Genomic DNA, 18,340 nt, shown 5'->3' with positions numbered 1-18,340 from the left:
TTTTTTTTAATCATGAAACACACAATTAAAACAGCAATTCTATTTTTAGCAACCACTTTTATGGTTTCTTGTAGCGATGACGATTCAATCGTTAAAACCTTTGAAGAAAACAAAAATGCTGAAAGATTTACAAATATCGAGTTAGGAAACTCTGATTTTATTTTACCACAATCAAATGTAGATGTGCATATCGAATTTGACTATACTGGAACCAGCAAAGTATCTAAAATATATTTTGATGTTGAAGCACACAGTACAAATGCAGTTAACGACGGAGAATTAATATGGGACTTAAGAGATCATTTAGTACCTGTTGAAAGATACCAAGGGCAATTAAATCCTCATATTCATTACCATGTTTATTTTGATGAAGATAGCAAATATGAACCTTCGTTTAAAGCTGCTGAAGGAGTATACAACTTTAAAATTACTGTTGAACATGAAGATGGTACTAAAAGTATTGTTACAAAGAAGTTAAATATTGTTCAAAAATTTAAACATTTAGAAGTTGGTGAAAACAATAGAGTTACTTACGGAAAAGATGAACTACATACCGAATTTGAATATGTATCTACTCCTAATAAAGTAACTGAAATTAAATATGAATTATGGTTTGAAGAATGGCGAACTGGCCAAGATGTAGCCGTTGGTGAATGGGATAGTGTAGTAACAATATTACCAAAAGAATTATATGAAAATGTAATAAACCCAGATATCCATTATCATTTCGACTTAATTCCTGAATCTCCAAAAGGAGGATACTGGTTAAACATTTATGTACAAGAAGATGGTGAAAAAGAAAAAGTAAAACTATCTATTCCTTTCGAAATAAATTAACAATAAAAATCAAGGCTGCCCGAACCTCTTTGGGTAGCCTCTTATATCTAAAAAAATGAAATTTATAAAAAAAACAACACTCCTTCTACTTTTATGCTTACCATTAGTAAACTGTAGTAGTGATTCTGAAAATATCGACGAAGAAAAACCAACAATATCAGTTAATTACAACCAAGGTTTTCCTAAATCATGTACCGTATTAGAAAAAGGTAAACAATACACTATTAAAGTAAAAGTTTCTGACAATGTTGCTTTAGCCAAATACGCTATCGACATTCACCATAATTTTGACCACCATACACATGATGATCAAGGAAGCCAATGTGAACTGAGCCCTATCAAAACACCTCTTTCTCCTTTAATTTTTATGCAAAACTATACTATTGATAACGAACCTAAAGAATATGAAATTTCGCAAGTCATAACAATACCTAATGATATCGATACGGGAGATTATCATTGTCAAATTTCTGTAATTGATATAACTGGTTGGCAAAGCAGAACATCAATAGATATTAAAATTGAATAAACTTGTTACACAAAGAATTCTAAAAAACGATTTCACAAAATGATAAAAACTAAAAACTTAACTAAAAAATATGGCGATTTTATTGCGTTAAATAATTTAAATATAGAAATAAAAGAAGGAGAGATATTTTGTTTACTTGGCGCAAATGGTGCTGGAAAATCAACCACGATAAACCTATTATTAAATTTTATCACCCCTACTTCTGGCAATGCTTTTATTAATGAGTTAGATGTTGCTAATAACACTAAAAGAACAAAATCATTCTTAACTTATATTCCAGAAAATTTAATGTTGTACCCTAGTTTAACTGCGGTAGAAAATCTAGATTATTTTTTAGGAATTGGTGGCTACAAGTTTTCTAAAATAGAGTTAGAATTCTTTTTAGATGAAGCTGGCTTGCAACAAGAAGCTTACCATAAACGTACGCAGTATTTTTCAAAAGGAATGCGACAAAAAATAGGAGTTGCTTTGGCCATTGCTAAAGATGCAAAAGTATTATTACTAGATGAACCTACATCGGGGTTAGATCCAAAATCCAGTAATGAATTTGGACAGCTTTTAAAAAAAATGAAAGCAGACAATGTAGCTACATTAATGGCTACACATGATATTTTTAGAGCTAAAGAAATAGGTACACATATTGGTATTATGAAACAAGGGGAATTAAAACATTGCTTTTTAAGTGATGATATTTCATTGCTAGATTTAGAAAAATTATACTTAGAAACGATGAACTTAAAAGATGAACCTGTATGATTTACTACGTAATAAAAAAAGAGCTTCAAGAAATTTTTAGAGACGGTCGTTTTAAAATTTCAATAAGTATCGTATTTGTGTTATTAATTGTAGCTCTTTTAGCAACAAATAAACAATACAAGACTACTAATTATCAATATAATGAAGCTAAAAATAACGAACGAACAATATGGGAGTCTCAAGGGGAAAAAACCCCTCATTCGGCAGCACATTATGGTAATTATATTTTTAAACCTAAATCTCCATTATCACTTATAGATCAAGGGATTGATAAATACACTGGTGTTTCTGTTTTTTTAGAAGCGCATAGTAGAAATCAAGCACAATTTAGTAATGCTTCTGATCAAACTGCCTTATCTCGTTTTGGAGAACTAACGGTTGATTTTATTTTACTATACATACTTCCTTTAATTATAATTTTAATTGGATATAATAGTTTTACTAAAGAGATTGAAGGTAAAACTATTTACATTTTAAAAAGTCAAGGTGTTACTGGTTGGAAACTGCTTTTAGGTAAATGGGTAGCCACATTAATACCTCTATTTACAATTCTTACATTTCTTTTTGCTACAGGAGCTATTATACTTTCTAGCATCGAAAACTATGGGGTTTTTAACTGGAAGCCTTTTGGTACTTTATACCTGATATATCTTTTATATTATTTTGTTTTTATAAATATCACCTTAATAATTTCTTCTCTTGTAAAAAAATCAGGAATTTCTTTAGTTATTAATTTATCTTTTTGGGTTTTAGCTTGTTTTATAACTCCTAAAGTTGCCAGTAATCTCGCTGATGCCAAATATCCATATCCTACGCATCAAGAGTTTTCTAAACAAATTTCAGAGGAAAACAAAAAAGGCTTAGATGGTCATAACCCTTGGAGCAAGGAAGCTAAAAAATTAGAACAAGAAGTTCTTACTAAATATAAAGTTGATAGTGTTCATAAACTTCCATTTAATTTTAGTGCCTACCGCATGCAAAAAGGAGAAGAGTATCAAGCTAAAGTGTATCAAAAACATTACGCTTTCTTAAAAGAACAAGCTAAAAATCAAGATAAAATTTATAAATCATTAGCTATTATTTCTCCTTTTCTTCCTACTCGTTTTTTATCAATGGCAGTCGCAAAAACTGATTATGAAAATCATTGGAATTTTACCGAATCGGCCGAAATATATAGGGTTGAAACACAAGGTTTTTTAAACGGTACTACCCAAAAAAATTCAAAATACGGAGAACGTTATGTGGCACCTGCAAGTACCTGGAGTAAACTACCAGAATTTAAATATGAAACTTCTTCATTCGAAAAGACTTTACAACAAAATTCCTTTCTATTTTTAATGCTTTTTGTGTGGTTTATAATTACATCACTGGTACTAACATTTACTAATAAAACTTATTAAAATGATTACACATAATTTTAAATACGAATTAAAAATATTATTACGTAATAAGTGGCTTCTTTTACTTTTTTTTACAATACTTACTATTATTCTTTTTGCGGGTTACAACGGAAAAGTTAAGGTAAACAAACGCATTGCTGATATTGAAGCAATTAATAATAGCGTAAAAAAGAAGGATCAAAAAATGCTACAAGTATTAGATTCTATTGAAAAAGGGCATAAAACAAGTAACAATTCATGGGCTGCACCAACAAGACCCATGCACATAGGTTATTCTTTTCCAAGAGTAGTAGCAATGCCCCCACAATCACTGGCTTTTATAGCGACAGGACAAAGTGATTTATTTACCCATTATGTGCAACCAAAAGCTTATGGAGATAGTTTTTTATTTAATTATGCTGAATTAACGAACCCTATTCAATTACTTTTTGGAAGTTTTGACCTTTCTTTTGTTATCATTTACATACTTCCGCTAATTATTATTGCTTTTAGTTATAATATTTTTTCGTCAGAAAAAGAAGCTGGTTCTTTAAAACTATTAGCTTCACAACCTTTATCTATATTTACTTGGATAGTACAAAAAATTGGTATACGTTTCATTTGGTTAACTATAAGTACACTTTTAATTTTAACCATAACTTTTGCAATCAATAAGTTTGATTTCTATTCCAATTTTACAGTTTATATAAATACATTATTGTTAATAACAGCCTATATTCTTTTTTGGTTTGCTATGGTGTTTTTAATAAATATATTGATTAATAACTCTGCAAAAAATGCCGTTAGTTTACTTGCTATTTGGGTATTTATAATTTTAATAATTCCTGCGGTAATTGGTCAACTTGGTAATACTTTTTATCCGATTCCGTCAAGAACAAAATTAATCAGTGAGATAAGAGAGGTTAAAGAAGAAATTTCAAAAAAACAAGATGAAATTTTAGATAGTTATTTAAGAGATCATCCAGAATATGCTAGTAATAATACTAGTACAAATTATTCTTTTTGGCATAAATATATGGCTTCACAAAATTTAGTTGAAGAAGAGTTAAAACCTTTAATTGACACTTATGATATTCAATTAGAAAATCAACAAAAATGGGTACAAAATTGGCAATATACTTCGCCTGCTATAATTTTGCAACAAGCTTTAAATGATATTGCCGGAACCTCTAGTTTACATTATCAAAATTTTAGAGAGCAAGCTGGTGCTTTTTCTAAGCAATGGCGAAACTTTTTTGTTCCCTTGTTATATAAAAACAAAAAATTTAGCACAAAACTGTATTATAAACTTCCAACTTTTAAATACAAAGTTTCTGACTCTTCTTCCTTATTAATAAAATTAATTTCACTAATAGTTTTTTCTTTATTTTTTGTGAGTATCGCTTGGTGGGTTTTTAAACGAAAATTAAAAAAAGGAACACTTATTAATTATTAAAAGAGGTTAGTCGGTATTTTTTGCTTCAATCCATTTGCTCATATATTTTGTAGCTTGTAAGGTTTGATGCTGTAATAAACTTCCAAGAAAATTTTGTTGACGATGTTCAATTAAGTTTTCTTGGATTTTTTTTAGTTGATTTATAAAAATTGGTTCAATATTATTTTTATCATAAATAGCATTGATAATTTCTATTCCATTTAACTGTGATTTTTTCCACAGTTTTTCATCAGTAAACAATTCAATTGCTTTGTTTGAAAAAACCTCAAAATCATTTTCTACAAAACCATTCCAACCAAAACCATCATGCATTCCCTCTGCTCCTATTAATGTTGTTACAGATGGAGTTCCGCAAACCATCGCTTCGGTTAATTTACCTTTAATTCCAGCACCAAAACGTATCGGAGCTAATACAACTTTTGCGTTTTGCACAACTTTTATAGCATCTTCTGCAAAACCTTTAACCAAAAAACCTTCTTTTTTATTATGCAACTGATTTATTTGTTGTGTTGCGTAGGCTCCGTATATATGAATTTCTGCTTTTGGTAGCTGTTTACGAATTGATTTCCAAATTTGTTTTAATTGTAAAACGGCATCAATATTTGGTGCATGAAAAAAATTACCTATGAATACAAAATGTTGACGCTCTTTAAAATTTTTCCACTTTTCTATAACCTTTTTATCAATTTTATCCAATAAGAAAGGCAAATGATATAATAAACGCTCATCAATTTTAAAAACCTCTTTCAGTAATTTCATTTCATAAGAAGAAATTATTAAACTCAAATCACAGCGCAATATTGCTGCGATTTCTCGTTTTGCATCTGTAGAGTTTAATAAAGCATCCGTAGAAAAAACTTCGCCTTTTTTTAATTGCTGATGACGGGTTTTGCGTAAAAAATGTAAATCTTCAGTATCTAAAATCCGTAAGGCATTCGGGCAATTTTCTGCAACACGCCAACCAAATTGTTCTTCCATCATAAAACGATCAAACAAAACAATATCCGGATTTAATTCAGAGATAAAATCATCAAACGACGTATTATTTAACTCAATCGCTACTTCTTCTACTCCCAATTCAGATAATTCAATAGCTTTCTCGTTTTTCTGAGCTGGTGAAGCAAACGTTATTTTATAACCGTTTTTGGTAAACAATTCAATCAATTGTAACATTCTACTTCCTGCCGCAGATGATTTTGGTTCAACCCAAACATACCCAATAATTAATAGCTGTTTCATAAGGTTTCAAAGTTAAAATAATTAATGTCTTTTTTTGATAAAAAGTAATCGAAAACATACTTCAAAAAATCAACTTTTATGTGTAATTTTGCAGTTATTATTCTGAAAAACAAAATATAAACTGGTAAAAGTTAAATTTTTATCAGATATACATAAATAATAAAAAACGAATTATGAAATACGATTTAATCGTTATCGGTTCTGGTCCTGGTGGATATATTGCTGCCATTAGAGCCGCTCAATTAGGATCTAAAGTAGCTATTATCGAAAAATATTCAACTTTAGGAGGTACTTGTTTAAATGTAGGATGTATTCCTTCAAAAGCATTATTAGATTCTTCTCACCACTATTACGATGCTGTAAACCACTTTGAAGAACATGGAATTTCGGTTGAAAAACCAACGTTTGATTTCGAAAAAATGGTAGACCGTAAAGCAAAAGTTGTTGAAACTACAACTGGTGGAATTAAATATTTAATGGACAAGAATGCAATTACTGTTCATGAAGGTTTAGGTTCTTTTGAAGATGCTACGCATGTAAAGGTTACTAAAAACGACGGAACTTCAGAAATAATTGAAGGAACAAATATTATTATAGCAACAGGTTCTAAACCATCTACATTGCCTTTTATATCTTTAGATAAAGAGCGTGTTATAACATCTACCGAAGCTTTAAAACTTAAAGAAGTTCCAAAACACTTATTAGTAATTGGTGGTGGAGTTATCGGACTAGAATTAGGTTCTGTTTACAAACGTTTAGGCGCTGATGTAACCGTAATTGAATACGCTCCTACAATTACACCAACAATGGATAAAGATGTTTCAAAAGAACTTACTAAAGTTTTAAAGAAACAAGGGATGAAGTTTAACGTAAATCATGGGGTAACTTCAGTTGAAAGAAATGGCGATGAAGTTATTGTAAAAGCAACCAATAAAAAAGGTGAAGAAGTTACTTTTAATGGTGATTACTGTTTAGTTTCTGTTGGTCGTAAGGCATTTACAAAAGGATTAAATTTAGAAAAGGCTGGTGTAAAGCTTACCGATAGAGGTATGGTTGATGTAAACGATCATTTACAAACCAATGTTGCTAATATTTATGCAATTGGTGATGTTGTTCGTGGAGCAATGTTAGCTCATAAAGCTGAAGAAGAAGGTGTTGTTGTTGCTGAATTTTTAGCAGGACAAAAACCTCATATTGATTATAACTTAATTCCTGGTATTGTTTACACATGGCCAGAAGTTGCCGCTGTTGGTAAAACAGAACAAGAGTTAAAAGATGCTGGAGTTGAATATAAGGCTGGTAAATTTTCAATGCGTGCTTTAGGTCGTTCTAGAGCAAGTGGAGATACTGACGGATTTGTAAAAGTATTAGCTGATAAAAATACTGATGAGGTATTAGGTGTACATATGGTTGGTGCACGTGTTGCCGATTTAATTATGGAAGCTGCTGTAGCTATGGAATTTAGAGCTTCTGCGGAAGATTTAGCTAGAATTTGTCATGGGCACCCAACCTATTCAGAAGCGGTTAAAGAAGCTGCAAAAGCTGCTTGGGACGGAAAACCTTTAAATGCTTAATACAAAGCTTTAAAATATATTTTAAAAAGCAATCTCAAATGAGATTGCTTTTTGGTTTATTATTATGATTATGATTAAATAAATTGTTATAAACTATAAAACTAAAGTTATGAAAACTAAAAAAAATAATTACTGGTATGTTTTAATCGCTTTTATAGCTATTATGTTAATGACTGGCTATGTTTTTGACCTTGGTGAAACTTTGGGTAAAGCGATGGCTAATTAAAGAATAAAAAATCTAAAAAATAAATTAGCGATACCTTTATAACAAAGCACAAAAAAATCCGAACTCAATGAGTTCGGATTTTTTATATTTTAACTTTTTATGATTACTGAATTCCGTAAAAAGAACTCATATTATCTTCAATATTAGAAGCTTTTTTAATTGCTTCATACATTTGAAAAGTTTTATTTTTTCTTTGATTTACAATACGGTTTCTGTATGAATCATAATTTGGCAATGCTGTTGGTAATGTTTTAGAAGTTACTTCAAAAGCAAATAAACCTTTATCACCTGCAACGTTTTTAACAACAGTATTTTCTTTAGAATTTAGCATCGCTCCTACTACTTTAGGTTCAAAACCAACACCTGAAATTGTAGGTGATTGTAAATTAACATCAGTAGCTTTTTTAACAGTTTGTGCAACCGATTTAGCAATTTCAGCTAAGGTAGCGCCATTAATTTTAGCTTCAATTAATTTGGCTTTTCTTTCTTTTGTTAAAATAGGACGTACTTGAGCTATTGCTTTTTCAACTGGCATTAAACCTTTTTCTGTTTTACCTGTTAAAGTAACTACCACATATCCTCCATCTACATCAAAACGCTTAGCATCTCCAATATTAACTTCGGTATCAAATGACCAAGTTATAATTTCTCTTTCGCTACCAATACCTGGCACTACTTCATCTAATGATTTTAACCCTATTGCTGGTAAAACCGTTAAATTACTTTCTTTTGCTACCTCTGTAAATTTTTTGCCGTTTGCTAATGCTAAAGCAAATGTTTCTGCATTTTGAAAAATTGTATTTTCTGTTGCTTCTGATGCTTCTATTTTACGACCAAATGTTGCTAACTTAACAACTGGTTGAAAGTTTTTTTGATCATCAATTTTTATTACATGAAATCCGAATTGAGATTTTACAACTCCCATATCACCTTTTTTTCCTTCAAAAACAAAGTCTCTAAACGCTGGCACCATTCTGTTGTAACCAAACCAATCATAAAAACCTTCTTTTTCAACCGAACCTTTATCCGAAGAAAATTGTTTTACTAATTCTCCAAATTTAGATTTGTTTGCTTTTAATACTACTAACAAACTATCGGCAGTGCTTTTAGCCTCTTCTTCTGTTTGAGTTACACTTGCATCAGCACTAGCTGTACCTACAAACGGAATTAAAATATGACTTGCTTGTGCAGAATCTGGTAATTGAACCACCTTTGTAATTTTTGACAATTTAAATTGACCTGCATCTTTATATGGTCCAAAAACATCGCCTTCTTTTCCATTAAAAATATCGTCTGCAATTACTTGTGGTACTTGTACTTTAAACTTGTAATTATTATCTAAAGTTAAATCTGAGTCATTTTCTGATAAAAATTCAGCATAATCTGTAGTATTTTTTAACCCTTTAACTGAGATATTTGCACTTGTAACAGAATCGTCAATTAATTTTGCTACGGCTTCTTTAATCGCAGTTTCATCTTCAGGTGTTGCTTTTATATCAAACTTTACAAAGTTAATATCTCTTGAAGCATCAACCTGAAATTGTTGTTTATGCTCATTAATATAGTTTTTAACATCACTTTGTTTTAAAGTAACTAAACTATCGGCAATTGTTGTATAAGGAACGTATACATAATTACCTGTCACTTTTGTGTTCTCTGTTAAATATTGTGCTTCACCTTCTTTTAAAGATGCTCCTAATCCTGCTGCAACTAAATTATCGTATGCAGATTTCTCAAGACTATTTTTTAATGAAAACATGTAATTTTGCCAATTTTTCCAATCAGCTCCATTTTCTTCTTTAATTGTTGCTAAGAATTCTTTAAATTTATTCTTATCAAAAATGTTAGATGTTTGAAATCTTGGGTCATTTAAAATGAACTCTGTTTCATACAACTTATTCATTATATCAGCATCACCAACAGTAATACCTGCTTCTTCTAACTGATTTTTGTATATTTTTTGTCTGATTAAGTTACCCCAAACAGCTTTAGCAGCTTGCATTTCAGAAACACTATTTCCTGTTTGCGCTTTATATGCATCTAAAGCTTCAGCAAATTCTTGGCGCGAAATAGCTTCTCCATTTACTTCACCTATTTCATTTACTTTGCTTGCATTAAAAAAATCTGATATTGTAGAAGGGTCTAATACAAAAGCGAAAAGTGCTAAACCAATTACAAGAATTAAGAACATTGAGCGCTCTCTAATTTTCGATAAAATTGCCATACGTTATTTATTTTATTAACAGTGAGCGAAAATACAATTTCATAATAAACAATGCAATCTTTTTTTTAGCTGTTTTTAATGGCTATCTACATTATATGAAATAAGTTGTTATTACTCTGCTTTATCGATAACTTTTAAGTAAAGAGCGTCAATTTTTGTTGCGCTTACTTTTAATATTTTAATATGAAATCTATCGATTTCTAAAACCTCCTCTTGTTCGGGTATTGTTTCGGTATGATTAATTATAAACCCTCCTAGAGTTTCGTACGCTTCTTCTTTAGGGATATTTAAACTGTATTCTTCATTTAAGTAATCTACCTCTAAGCGAGCAGAAAGCTTAAATTCAGATTCGTTAATTTTTTCTTCCAATAACTCTTGACTATCATGTTCATCTTCAATTTCACCAAACAACTCCTCTACAACATCTTCAACGGTTATTATACCTGAAGTACCTCCGTATTCATCAACAACCACGGCAATACTTTTTCGTTTTTTCATTAAATTATTTAAAACATCATTAATAATCATCGATTCTGGCACAAACTCAACTGGCAATAATATCGATTTGATAGAACGTGGGTTCTTAAACAATTCAAACGCATTGACATAACCTAAAATGTCATCTAAAGAATTTTTATACACTAAAATTTTAGACAAACCTGTGTTTATAAATACTTTTTTGAGTTCTGCAACAGATTGATGGATATCAATAGCCATTATTTCAGTTCGAGGCACCATGATTTCTCTTGATTTCACTTTATGAAACTCTAGCGCATTTTGAAAAATTTGAATTTCTGAGTCAATTTTATCTTCATCACTTCCTCCATCTAGCTGTTCTGAAATATAATTCCCTAATTCTTCTTTACTAAATTCTGTTTTAGTTTCATTTTCTTTTATTCTAAAAAAAGTATAGAGAAAAAAATCTGATATTTTTGTAATTACCCATGTAACACCATAAAAAAGTATATAAAAAACATAAGCTGGTATTACAAAAATTTTTAGTGTTTCATTCGCATAGATTCTAAAAATTGTTTTAGGTAAAAACTCTGCCGTTACTAAAATTAATAATGTAGATATTATAGTTTGCGTTAATAAATTTAAATCGTTTAGTAAGTAATTTACAAAAACAATATTTGTTGGCAACATGAGTTGAAACCAACCCATTAATAATTGTCCCATAAAGTAACTGTAAATTACTAAGGCAACATTATTACCCACCAACATTGTGGTTATGAACTTGGATGATTTTTCTGTAAGCTTTGCTAATATTTTAGGGAGTAGGCCTTCTCTTTTTTTTTCTAACTCTATGTGTAACTTATTCGCGGAAACAAAAGCTATTTCCATTCCTGAAAAAAAAGCTGAAAATAGTATTGAAGTAAAAATTATAATAATTTCAAGTTCCATTAACGTTGTTGGTTTCTCTTATCAATTTTCCTTCTAAAATGACGCTTAAAAAAGAAAATTAAGGTAATAAAGATACCAAAACCAAACATAATAAGCGCATCTTTTTTATCTGTACTCCATCTTAAAACTCCTTCTATAAAAAAAAGTGCTCCAATAACTAAATATCCATACTGTAAGTATTTCCAAAATGTATTCATAATATTTATTGTTGAGTAGTTATAACATCACCTGTAATGTCTTTTGCTATCCATTTTTTTAAATTTTCTTTCGATTCAAAACCATACCCATTAATTGTATCCTTAAAGGTAGTTAACCTAAATCCATCTTCAGTAAAAAAATAATGTTCTTTTTGGTCCCAAAACAATTGATTGGTTTCTAATTTAGAGTTTTCTGTATGATTTAGAATCACCACATTCCCATTTATTTCAGAAACCCCAGTTTTACTATAGGTTAACGCATAATTCCCTGTAATTGTTGTAGAATCTTTTCCTTTTTTATCAATAGTAACAATTTTTACTCCTTTAGGAAATTCATTATACGGGTGCTCTTTTCGGTTCGAAAAATCATAAAACAAAGGTGCTTTTGTTTTAGATGTTATTTTACCTGAGTCTTTTTTTATATGATAAATATTTACAGCTGTTCCAACTGGCATATTTTTATCAGCCAAAAAATCTCTCACTTCTTTTTTAGAATTTGTGCAAGAAAAAAGCATTGTTATCAAAAAAATGATAACAATGCTTTGATATATATGTCGTAAATATATTTTCATTTAATATGTTATGGTATACGAACAGTTTCACCAATCCAACAACCGATTTTATGAGTACTTCCTGACGCTACACCTTTTTGAAAAACTAATTTTTTTGATGGCATATTCTTTCTATAACTAGAAATATATCTGTTAGCTCCACATCCTGGATCTACTTTTTTAGCTTTTAATGCTTTGTTTAATGCTGCTACATATACCATTCTTTTTTCAAACTCATCACTACCACAAGAGTTGGCGCTTTTTTGATATAAACTAGCGATAAATAAATATGCTTTACCCATATTAGGATTATACTTTAATGCCTGGTAAGCTAAAGCTCTTGCTCTTGCCCCTCTAGCACTTTGTGCTTCTCTTAACTTATATTTTGCTTTTTTAAATGGATCTATTTCTAAATCAAATGCTTTCTTTCTCATTTGTGCAGCTCCATTTCTATCTCCATTTTTAGCTAAAACACCTGCTAAAAAATTGTATGCATCTGCAGACTGTGTAGTTTCAGCATAAGCATTAGCTAATTTTTCAAATAATGGATCGGTTTGACAACCTTTATTATACATTCTAGAAACTGCTCTTCTTAACCAGACCCCATCAGTTTTCTTAGCTTCAAAATCTCTTGTATAAATTGGTATTAATCGTTCACAAGTTGCTATTTTAGAGATCATTGCATCTAAACCTCCTTCAACTTGACCTAAAGCACTTGAATTTATAGTATAAGCTTTTAAGTTTCTCTTTTCTCTAGCACCTATAGTACCTATAGAATCTTTTAATTGCAGCTTAGCTACTTTTTTGTTATAGTCTTCTAATTTAACTTCTACAGATTCCATTACATCATCATAAGTATCAAATACTTTTTGAGGATTCGTATCTTTATTTTCTTCTGCAATAGCTTTAAAATATCTAAAGATATTTTTCACTCCCATATCTTTAGGCGAAACATCATAAGCTTTCTTTAAGATAGCAAAAACCTCAGCGTCTGTAGCTAATTTATTTTTTATTAAATACGTAGCATAATCACTATGAGCCTTAGCAACTCCTTTTGATGGAAAATTAACTAATCGAGCTTCGTAAACTTTTTTAGCCAACCCATGGTCTTTTGTTTTTTTAGCTACTTTAGCTCCATATTTATAAATATTAACCGATAATTTCGGGCACTCAGTTAACAAGTACTCTAAATTAGTTTTCGCTGCTTCATACTTGCCTGTATTTGTATCTCCTTTAAAAAGGTTATACTTTATATTACACTCTTGGCTTGCTTGTGCCTTTACACCATTTACGGCTACAAACAAAAATAATCCTGTTAGTAAATACGTAATTTTTTTCATCCTATTATTAGTTTTTTATTAGTCTATTTTTCTTTTCTTAAACCATTCAACGCTATTTAAAGATAAACTTAATCTAACATTAAAATAGTTTTCTTTTACAAGGTTATTGCTCGTTGTCCCTTTTTGCCCATACTCAAACCCAATATTCACATTCGATAATTGCCTTGGCAATGGTAAACCTAAACCAACATTTATGCCAAAGTCATTAACGTCTGTATAATTACTACCTGTTTTAACTGACAAGCCTGTATTCTCGAAACGTAAACCAGCTCTATAGGTAACTCGATCCCAATAGCTTGATATTGAATTTACTTTTGGAATGTAATATCCTCCTATAGAAAACTTACTCGAATCATCATATTTATAATTTCCTGTATTTGAAAAAAGGCTATTAGTACTACTTATTGCGCTCTGAAACTGTTGATTAACACCAACGTACCATTTGTTTGTTTTTCCTAAACCAAACCCAAAAACAGTTTTCATAGGAATAGTAACCTCACCATTTAATGGTTTATCAAATAATACTTTTCTAGGTGCTTCTTGACCAGCTCCCACATAAGATAATGAATACATTTTTTCATTTCCTTTAGCAGATAAGTTACTATTTAATGTAATTGAAGCACCTGAATATAAGTTTAATTTATTCTTCAATTCTTTTTCAAACTTTGCTCCTAACTTAAATTGCCCTCCTCTAATGTTTACATTTTCTTCATACTTTGTAACTAATGACACATTTGTTCTTTCATTTAGTATACTATTTTCTAAACTTCCAAATATATATCCTGCCTCTAATCCCAAAGAAAGCCCTTTAAAAACTGAAGTACCAAAACCTATGTAAATTTTATTTGTTCCACCTTCACCTCTATATAAAGTAGCTTCAGTGTCACTTTGATTATCATATGACGAATACCCTACTGATGAGAAAGGTTGTAATCCGACAGATAAACCAGCCTTTTTTCCAATAGGAAATCCAAATGATATATATCTTAAATTTGTAGAATTTCCTGATTGCGATGAATTTTCTTCTTTAAGTGTTAAAAAACTTAAACTACCTCCTAAGGCATATGTAGCAACTCTTAAATCTGCATTTGCAGCTGGATTTGTAAAATTTAAGTGATATGTATCTTTTAAAGCTACACCTATACCTCCCATAGAAGCTTGCTCTACAGTAACCGCCTCAAAGTTTTCTCCAATTCCAAAATAAGAATATGGTGATGCACTGTTTCTTTGTGCTGATATTGTTATTGCGCTAAGCACTAATAATCCTAATATAAATCTCTTAATCATTCGTTAAATTATATGTCAAAACAGTATGTAATCCTTCCAAAACAAAATTTGGATGGGCAAATATGCCACTTTTTAATTGTTTAGCCAAGAAAATTGTATCTCCTCCTGTTAAAACAACTGTTAAATCTGTATACTTTTTTTGATATTGACTAATTACCCCATCTATTTCGTTACATATACCGTTTACAACGCCCGAATGTATTGAACTGCTAGTGTTAGCTCCTATAAAATTAGAAATTTCCTCTTTTTTTAATAATGGAAGTTTTGACGTGTAGTCGTGTAATGCTTTATACCTCATAACTACTCCTAATGATATGGCTCCTCCTAAATATTCTTTTTCACTATTTATGAAATCAAAAGTAATACAGGTTCCTGCATCAATAACTAAAACATTTTTGTTAGGATATTTATCAGTAGCTGCTGCTGCCAAAGCTATTCTGTCTACACCAAGTGTTGCTGGAGTTTGGTATTTATTTAAAAACGGAACTTTTATTTTTGAATTTAAATATATTGGATTTAACAAATAAGTAATTTCAGCTATTGTTTTTACTGATAAATTAGCTACTGAAGACACTATGGCTCCTGAAATAGAAAAAATTTTAATAATTTTTTCTATTTCTAATACAATTTCTTCCTCCTTAAAAACAAAAACTTTCTTAAGCGTATTCAACTCAAAAACAGCTGCTTTAACTCTAGTATTACCAACATCAACTATTAAATTCATCTTTATATTTATTGAATTTCAAAGTTACAATACATTTTTTTAAAAAAAATACTTTGTATAATTAAAAAACGGTTGTATATTTGCATCCGCTTAACGAAAGTAGCAAACTGGTGCCTTAGCTCAGTTGGTAGAGCAAAGGACTGAAAATCCTTGTGTCCCTGGTTCGATTCCTGGAGGCACCACTATAATTTTCTCAATGCAATTGTGAATTTTATTTTTGTTACTTTAATAAAGCAATTAACGGTGCCTTAGCTCAGTTGGTAGAGCAAAGGACTGAAAATCCTTGTGTCCCTGGTTCGATTCCTGGAGGCACCACCGAAAAAACCCGAACATTTGTTCGGGTTTTTTGTTTAATAAAATATAAAAATTCACTATTAAATAATGAACTTTTATATTTTATTTTAACTTAAATTGCATTTCAACAGGCAAATGATCGGACGCTTGCTCAAAATCATTAAGTACTTTACCATTTACATATTCAATAGTGTTTTCTGTATAAAAAATGTAATCTATTCGTTCGAACGGATTTTTGGTATCAAATGTATTTGAAGGATTTACAGCGTTAAAAGCAGCGTTTCCTACTCCGTTCATTTTAAATATTTTTTGAACCGCAGCCTCTTTATCTCTTGCCTTTGAATTAAAATCTCCCAATAATATTGTTGGATAATTATCCTTATACTGCTTAAACAACTCTAAAACATATTCGAACTGACGCACTCGTGTTGGTTTATCAAAAGCCTCTAAGTGGATATTTATAATCACCACTTCTTTTCCTTCTAGAACAACTTTTACCACTTGTGCTAATCTTTCTAAATACAATGCATCTCTATAAAAAGGATTATCTGGCACACGCTCTAAAACAATGCGCTCATAGTCTTTTAATTTATATTTACTGATGATTGATTGCCCTGAAATTACTTTTCCGAAATGCATGCTTGGCGGCCAATATGGAAAAGGCACATATCGTTCATCCCAATTTACACCTCTTGCAGCATAATTAAAACCTAATTTCATAAACTCCTTTTCTTGATCTACCTCATAAGATCTCGATGCCTTATAATCAATTTCTTGAAAAGCAACAATATCTGGATTTACTTTCTTAAGTTCCGTTTCTACCTTTTTCTGATTATCTTCAAAAAGTTTCCTTGGTTTTGCTACTGGTAAATTGTTTGTCATACCACTTAAATAACCCACATTATATGTTACAATACTGTATACTGAATCATTTATTACGGCTACTGGATTTTCATTCTCTATCAACTCGGCATATTCTTTTTCATCTATTGTTGGTGATGATGCCCAGAAAAAAAAGATTACAAATGCAATAATTACCAAAACAAGCAGCCTTACTACAGGCTTTATTATATTTTTCATAAAAATCTAAAAAAATGTTAAAATTACCTTCAAATTTAAACTTTTTTAAAGAAGCGTAGTCATAGATATATAAATAAACCCTTAAAATTATACAATAATGAAAAAAATAATAGCAGTATTAGTTGTAGCCCTTAGTTTTATTTTAACTACTCAGGCTCAAAAAGGAAAGAAAAATAAATTAGAAAGATTAAGTGTTGCACAACAAACAGAGTTAGCTCTTAAAAAAATGACCTTAAAGTTAGATTTAACAACGTCTCAACAAAACCAAATAAAACCATTATTAGCTGAAAAGATTGCAAAGCGTAAAACAATGCATAAGCAAAGAAAAGCTATGAGAGAAAGTGGTAAAAAAAGAGTAAAATTATCTGCTGATGAGCGCTTTGAAAGAAAAAACAAAGCATTGGATAGCCGAATTGCTTTTAAAACCGAAATGAAACGCATCTTAGACAAACAACAATTTGAAAGGTTTGAGAAAATAAGCAAAAAAAGAGCTCAAAAAGGTAAAAAGAAAATGAAAAACAGAAAACGCAAAAAAGCGCACGAAAAAAAATAATATTGATTGATAGTAGATTAGTTTTGTGATTAAAAGCCCTTTTTTGGAAACAAAATTGGGCTTTTTTATGCGTTGTTACTTTTTGCGTTAGGGATTGAAGTGGCATCCTTTTTTGAGGCACGAAAAAAAGATACAACGTAAAGCCCGACCTTTAGGTAACGCCCAAATACTACTCCTTAAACCAACTTGAATATTTTACGTAATTATTAGCAATTCGGTCAATTTCACCTGAAATTAATTCTTTAGAAACATCTTTAATTTTTTTGGCTGGCACACCGGCATAAACGCTTCCGCTTTTTACAATTGTATTTTTAGAAACCACTGCTCCAGCTGCTATTATCGAGTTTGATTCTATAATACAATCGTCCATAATTATGCTTCCCATGCCTATTAAAACATTGTCGTGAATGGTACAACCATGTACAATTGCATTGTGCCCAACTGAAACATTATTACCAATTGTAGTAGGTGATTTTTGATAAGTTGCATGAATTACAGCACCATCTTGAATATTTACTTTATTACCCATTTTTATATAGTGTACATCGCCTCTTATTACGGCGTTAAACCAAATACTACACTCTTTTCCCATTTGCACATCGCCTACAATTGTGGCGTTTTCTGCTACGTAACAATCTGCTGGAATTTGAGGAGATTTACCGTTTACTGCTTTTATAATTTTCATTCGTT

Annotated in this window: 17 protein-coding genes and 2 tRNA genes; 9 read left to right on the top strand and 10 right to left on the bottom strand. The window is 30.4% G+C overall.

What is annotated here, in order from left to right:
- Window positions 1–12 precede the first annotated feature (12 nt).
- Genes Q4586_RS08530 through Q4586_RS08510 form a run of 5 tightly spaced genes read left to right on the top strand, consistent with a single transcriptional unit; the run spans window position 13 to window position 4,957 of the window.
- Window positions 13–837: a hypothetical protein gene (locus Q4586_RS08530; protein WP_068703195.1), complete on the top strand. Its 825-nt coding sequence runs from the start codon at window positions 13–15 to the stop codon at window positions 835–837.
- A gap of 55 nt (window positions 838–892) precedes the next feature.
- Entirely contained in the window at window positions 893–1,366 is a 474-nt protein-coding gene (locus Q4586_RS08525) for a DUF4625 domain-containing protein (RefSeq protein WP_303528357.1), read from the top strand.
- 39 nt (window positions 1,367–1,405) lie between these two features.
- Window positions 1,406–2,122 carry an ABC transporter ATP-binding protein gene (locus tag Q4586_RS08520; RefSeq protein ID WP_303528354.1) on the top strand — a complete coding sequence of 239 codons (717 nt, stop codon included), beginning with the start codon at window positions 1,406–1,408 and terminating at the stop codon, window positions 2,120–2,122.
- A complete protein-coding gene (locus tag Q4586_RS08515) occupies window positions 2,119–3,522 on the top strand; it encodes an ABC transporter permease (RefSeq protein ID WP_303528351.1) in 1,404 nt (467 codons plus the stop codon). The genes Q4586_RS08520 and Q4586_RS08515 overlap by 4 nt, the downstream gene beginning before the upstream one ends.
- Before the next feature lies 1 nt (window position 3,523).
- On the top strand, window positions 3,524–4,957 hold the full coding sequence (locus Q4586_RS08510; protein WP_303528348.1) for a DUF3526 domain-containing protein: 1,434 nt from the start codon (window positions 3,524–3,526) through the stop codon (window positions 4,955–4,957).
- Window positions 4,958–4,963: 6 nt separating this feature from the next.
- Here Q4586_RS08510 and Q4586_RS08505 read toward each other — a convergent pair whose 3' ends face one another.
- Window positions 4,964–6,196: a glycosyltransferase gene (locus Q4586_RS08505; protein ID WP_303528345.1), complete on the bottom strand. Its 1,233-nt coding sequence runs from the start codon at window positions 6,194–6,196 to the stop codon at window positions 4,964–4,966.
- A 173-nt stretch (window positions 6,197–6,369) separates the two neighbouring features.
- Between Q4586_RS08505 and lpdA the strand changes: the two genes are divergently transcribed.
- Window positions 6,370–7,770 carry a dihydrolipoyl dehydrogenase gene (gene lpdA, locus Q4586_RS08500; protein ID WP_303528342.1) on the top strand — a complete coding sequence of 467 codons (1,401 nt, stop codon included), beginning with the start codon at window positions 6,370–6,372 and terminating at the stop codon, window positions 7,768–7,770.
- 329 nt (window positions 7,771–8,099) lie between these two features.
- Here lpdA and Q4586_RS08495 read toward each other — a convergent pair whose 3' ends face one another.
- The 7 genes from Q4586_RS08495 to Q4586_RS08465 all read right to left on the bottom strand — a co-directional run bounded on the left by Q4586_RS08495 (window position 8,100) and on the right by Q4586_RS08465 (window position 15,723).
- Window positions 8,100–10,220 (bottom strand): peptidylprolyl isomerase, encoded by a 2,121-nt coding sequence (locus Q4586_RS08495; protein ID WP_068703180.1) that lies wholly within the window; start codon window positions 10,218–10,220, stop codon window positions 8,100–8,102.
- Window positions 10,221–10,331: 111 nt separating this feature from the next.
- Complete coding sequence (locus Q4586_RS08490) at window positions 10,332–11,624, bottom strand: hemolysin family protein (protein WP_303528337.1); 1,293 nt, start codon at window positions 11,622–11,624, stop codon at window positions 10,332–10,334.
- Window positions 11,624–11,821 (bottom strand): hypothetical protein, encoded by a 198-nt coding sequence (locus Q4586_RS08485; RefSeq protein ID WP_271406667.1) that lies wholly within the window; start codon window positions 11,819–11,821, stop codon window positions 11,624–11,626. The genes Q4586_RS08490 and Q4586_RS08485 overlap by 1 nt, the downstream gene beginning before the upstream one ends.
- Before the next feature lie 5 nt (window positions 11,822–11,826).
- On the bottom strand, window positions 11,827–12,393 hold the full coding sequence (gene lptC, locus Q4586_RS08480) for an LPS export ABC transporter periplasmic protein LptC (protein WP_068703176.1): 567 nt from the start codon (window positions 12,391–12,393) through the stop codon (window positions 11,827–11,829).
- Window positions 12,394–12,401: 8 nt separating this feature from the next.
- Entirely contained in the window at window positions 12,402–13,712 is a 1,311-nt protein-coding gene (locus tag Q4586_RS08475; protein ID WP_303528325.1) for a hypothetical protein, read from the bottom strand.
- 18 nt (window positions 13,713–13,730) lie between these two features.
- Window positions 13,731–14,999, bottom strand: coding sequence for a BamG family beta-barrel-assembly machinery protein (gene bamG, locus Q4586_RS08470; RefSeq protein WP_303528322.1), 1,269 nt, complete (start codon window positions 14,997–14,999; stop codon window positions 13,731–13,733).
- Window positions 14,992–15,723 carry a type III pantothenate kinase gene (locus Q4586_RS08465; protein ID WP_068703170.1) on the bottom strand — a complete coding sequence of 244 codons (732 nt, stop codon included), beginning with the start codon at window positions 15,721–15,723 and terminating at the stop codon, window positions 14,992–14,994. The genes bamG and Q4586_RS08465 overlap by 8 nt, the downstream gene beginning before the upstream one ends.
- 109 nt (window positions 15,724–15,832) lie before the next feature.
- On the opposite strand from Q4586_RS08465, the gene Q4586_RS08460 reads away from it, so the two are divergent.
- Window positions 15,833–15,905 (top strand) — tRNA-Phe (locus Q4586_RS08460).
- A 60-nt stretch (window positions 15,906–15,965) separates the two neighbouring features.
- A tRNA-Phe gene (locus Q4586_RS08455) sits at window positions 15,966–16,038 on the top strand.
- 81 nt (window positions 16,039–16,119) lie between these two features.
- On the opposite strand, the gene Q4586_RS08450 is transcribed toward Q4586_RS08455, so the two are convergent.
- On the bottom strand, window positions 16,120–17,097 hold the full coding sequence (locus Q4586_RS08450; RefSeq protein ID WP_303528319.1) for an endonuclease/exonuclease/phosphatase family protein: 978 nt from the start codon (window positions 17,095–17,097) through the stop codon (window positions 16,120–16,122).
- Window positions 17,098–17,194: 97 nt separating this feature from the next.
- Here Q4586_RS08450 and Q4586_RS08445 point away from each other — a divergent pair, with 97 nt between their 5' ends.
- Entirely contained in the window at window positions 17,195–17,650 is a 456-nt protein-coding gene (locus Q4586_RS08445; protein WP_303528317.1) for a hypothetical protein, read from the top strand.
- Window positions 17,651–17,819: 169 nt separating this feature from the next.
- Here Q4586_RS08445 and Q4586_RS08440 read toward each other — a convergent pair whose 3' ends face one another.
- Window positions 17,820–18,335: a gamma carbonic anhydrase family protein gene (locus Q4586_RS08440; RefSeq protein ID WP_303528315.1), complete on the bottom strand. Its 516-nt coding sequence runs from the start codon at window positions 18,333–18,335 to the stop codon at window positions 17,820–17,822.
- Between the last annotated feature and the right edge of the window lie 5 nt (window positions 18,336–18,340).

It is taken from the genome of Tenacibaculum soleae, from assembly GCF_030549005.1.
In the GTDB taxonomy this organism is placed as follows: Bacteria; Bacteroidota; Bacteroidia; order Flavobacteriales; family Flavobacteriaceae; genus Polaribacter; species Polaribacter soleae.
Note: the sequence above shows the minus strand (reverse complement) of the source record. Positions and strands in the feature narration are given on the sequence as shown.

Coding starts and splice junctions, on each gene's coding strand:
- bamG (WP_303528322.1), bottom strand. CDS start 14,999: ATGATTAAGAGATTTATATTAGGATTATTAGTGCTTAGCGCAATAACA.
- Q4586_RS08445 (WP_303528317.1), top strand. CDS start 17,195: ATGAAAAAAATAATAGCAGTATTAGTTGTAGCCCTTAGTTTTATTTTA.
- Q4586_RS08515 (WP_303528351.1), top strand. CDS start 2,119: ATGATTTACTACGTAATAAAAAAAGAGCTTCAAGAAATTTTTAGAGAC.
- Q4586_RS08510 (WP_303528348.1), top strand. CDS start 3,524: ATGATTACACATAATTTTAAATACGAATTAAAAATATTATTACGTAAT.
- Q4586_RS08530 (WP_068703195.1), top strand. CDS start 13: ATGAAACACACAATTAAAACAGCAATTCTATTTTTAGCAACCACTTTT.
- lptC (WP_068703176.1), bottom strand. CDS start 12,393: ATGAAAATATATTTACGACATATATATCAAAGCATTGTTATCATTTTT.
- Q4586_RS08465 (WP_068703170.1), bottom strand. CDS start 15,723: ATGAATTTAATAGTTGATGTTGGTAATACTAGAGTTAAAGCAGCTGTT.
- Q4586_RS08475 (WP_303528325.1), bottom strand. CDS start 13,712: ATGAAAAAAATTACGTATTTACTAACAGGATTATTTTTGTTTGTAGCC.
- Q4586_RS08495 (WP_068703180.1), bottom strand. CDS start 10,220: ATGGCAATTTTATCGAAAATTAGAGAGCGCTCAATGTTCTTAATTCTT.
- Q4586_RS08485 (WP_271406667.1), bottom strand. CDS start 11,821: ATGAATACATTTTGGAAATACTTACAGTATGGATATTTAGTTATTGGA.
- Q4586_RS08450 (WP_303528319.1), bottom strand. CDS start 17,097: ATGAAAAATATAATAAAGCCTGTAGTAAGGCTGCTTGTTTTGGTAATT.
- Q4586_RS08525 (WP_303528357.1), top strand. CDS start 893: ATGAAATTTATAAAAAAAACAACACTCCTTCTACTTTTATGCTTACCA.
- Q4586_RS08505 (WP_303528345.1), bottom strand. CDS start 6,196: ATGAAACAGCTATTAATTATTGGGTATGTTTGGGTTGAACCAAAATCA.
- Q4586_RS08520 (WP_303528354.1), top strand. CDS start 1,406: ATGATAAAAACTAAAAACTTAACTAAAAAATATGGCGATTTTATTGCG.
- Q4586_RS08490 (WP_303528337.1), bottom strand. CDS start 11,624: ATGGAACTTGAAATTATTATAATTTTTACTTCAATACTATTTTCAGCT.
- lpdA (WP_303528342.1), top strand. CDS start 6,370: ATGAAATACGATTTAATCGTTATCGGTTCTGGTCCTGGTGGATATATT.
- Q4586_RS08440 (WP_303528315.1), bottom strand. CDS start 18,335: ATGAAAATTATAAAAGCAGTAAACGGTAAATCTCCTCAAATTCCAGCA.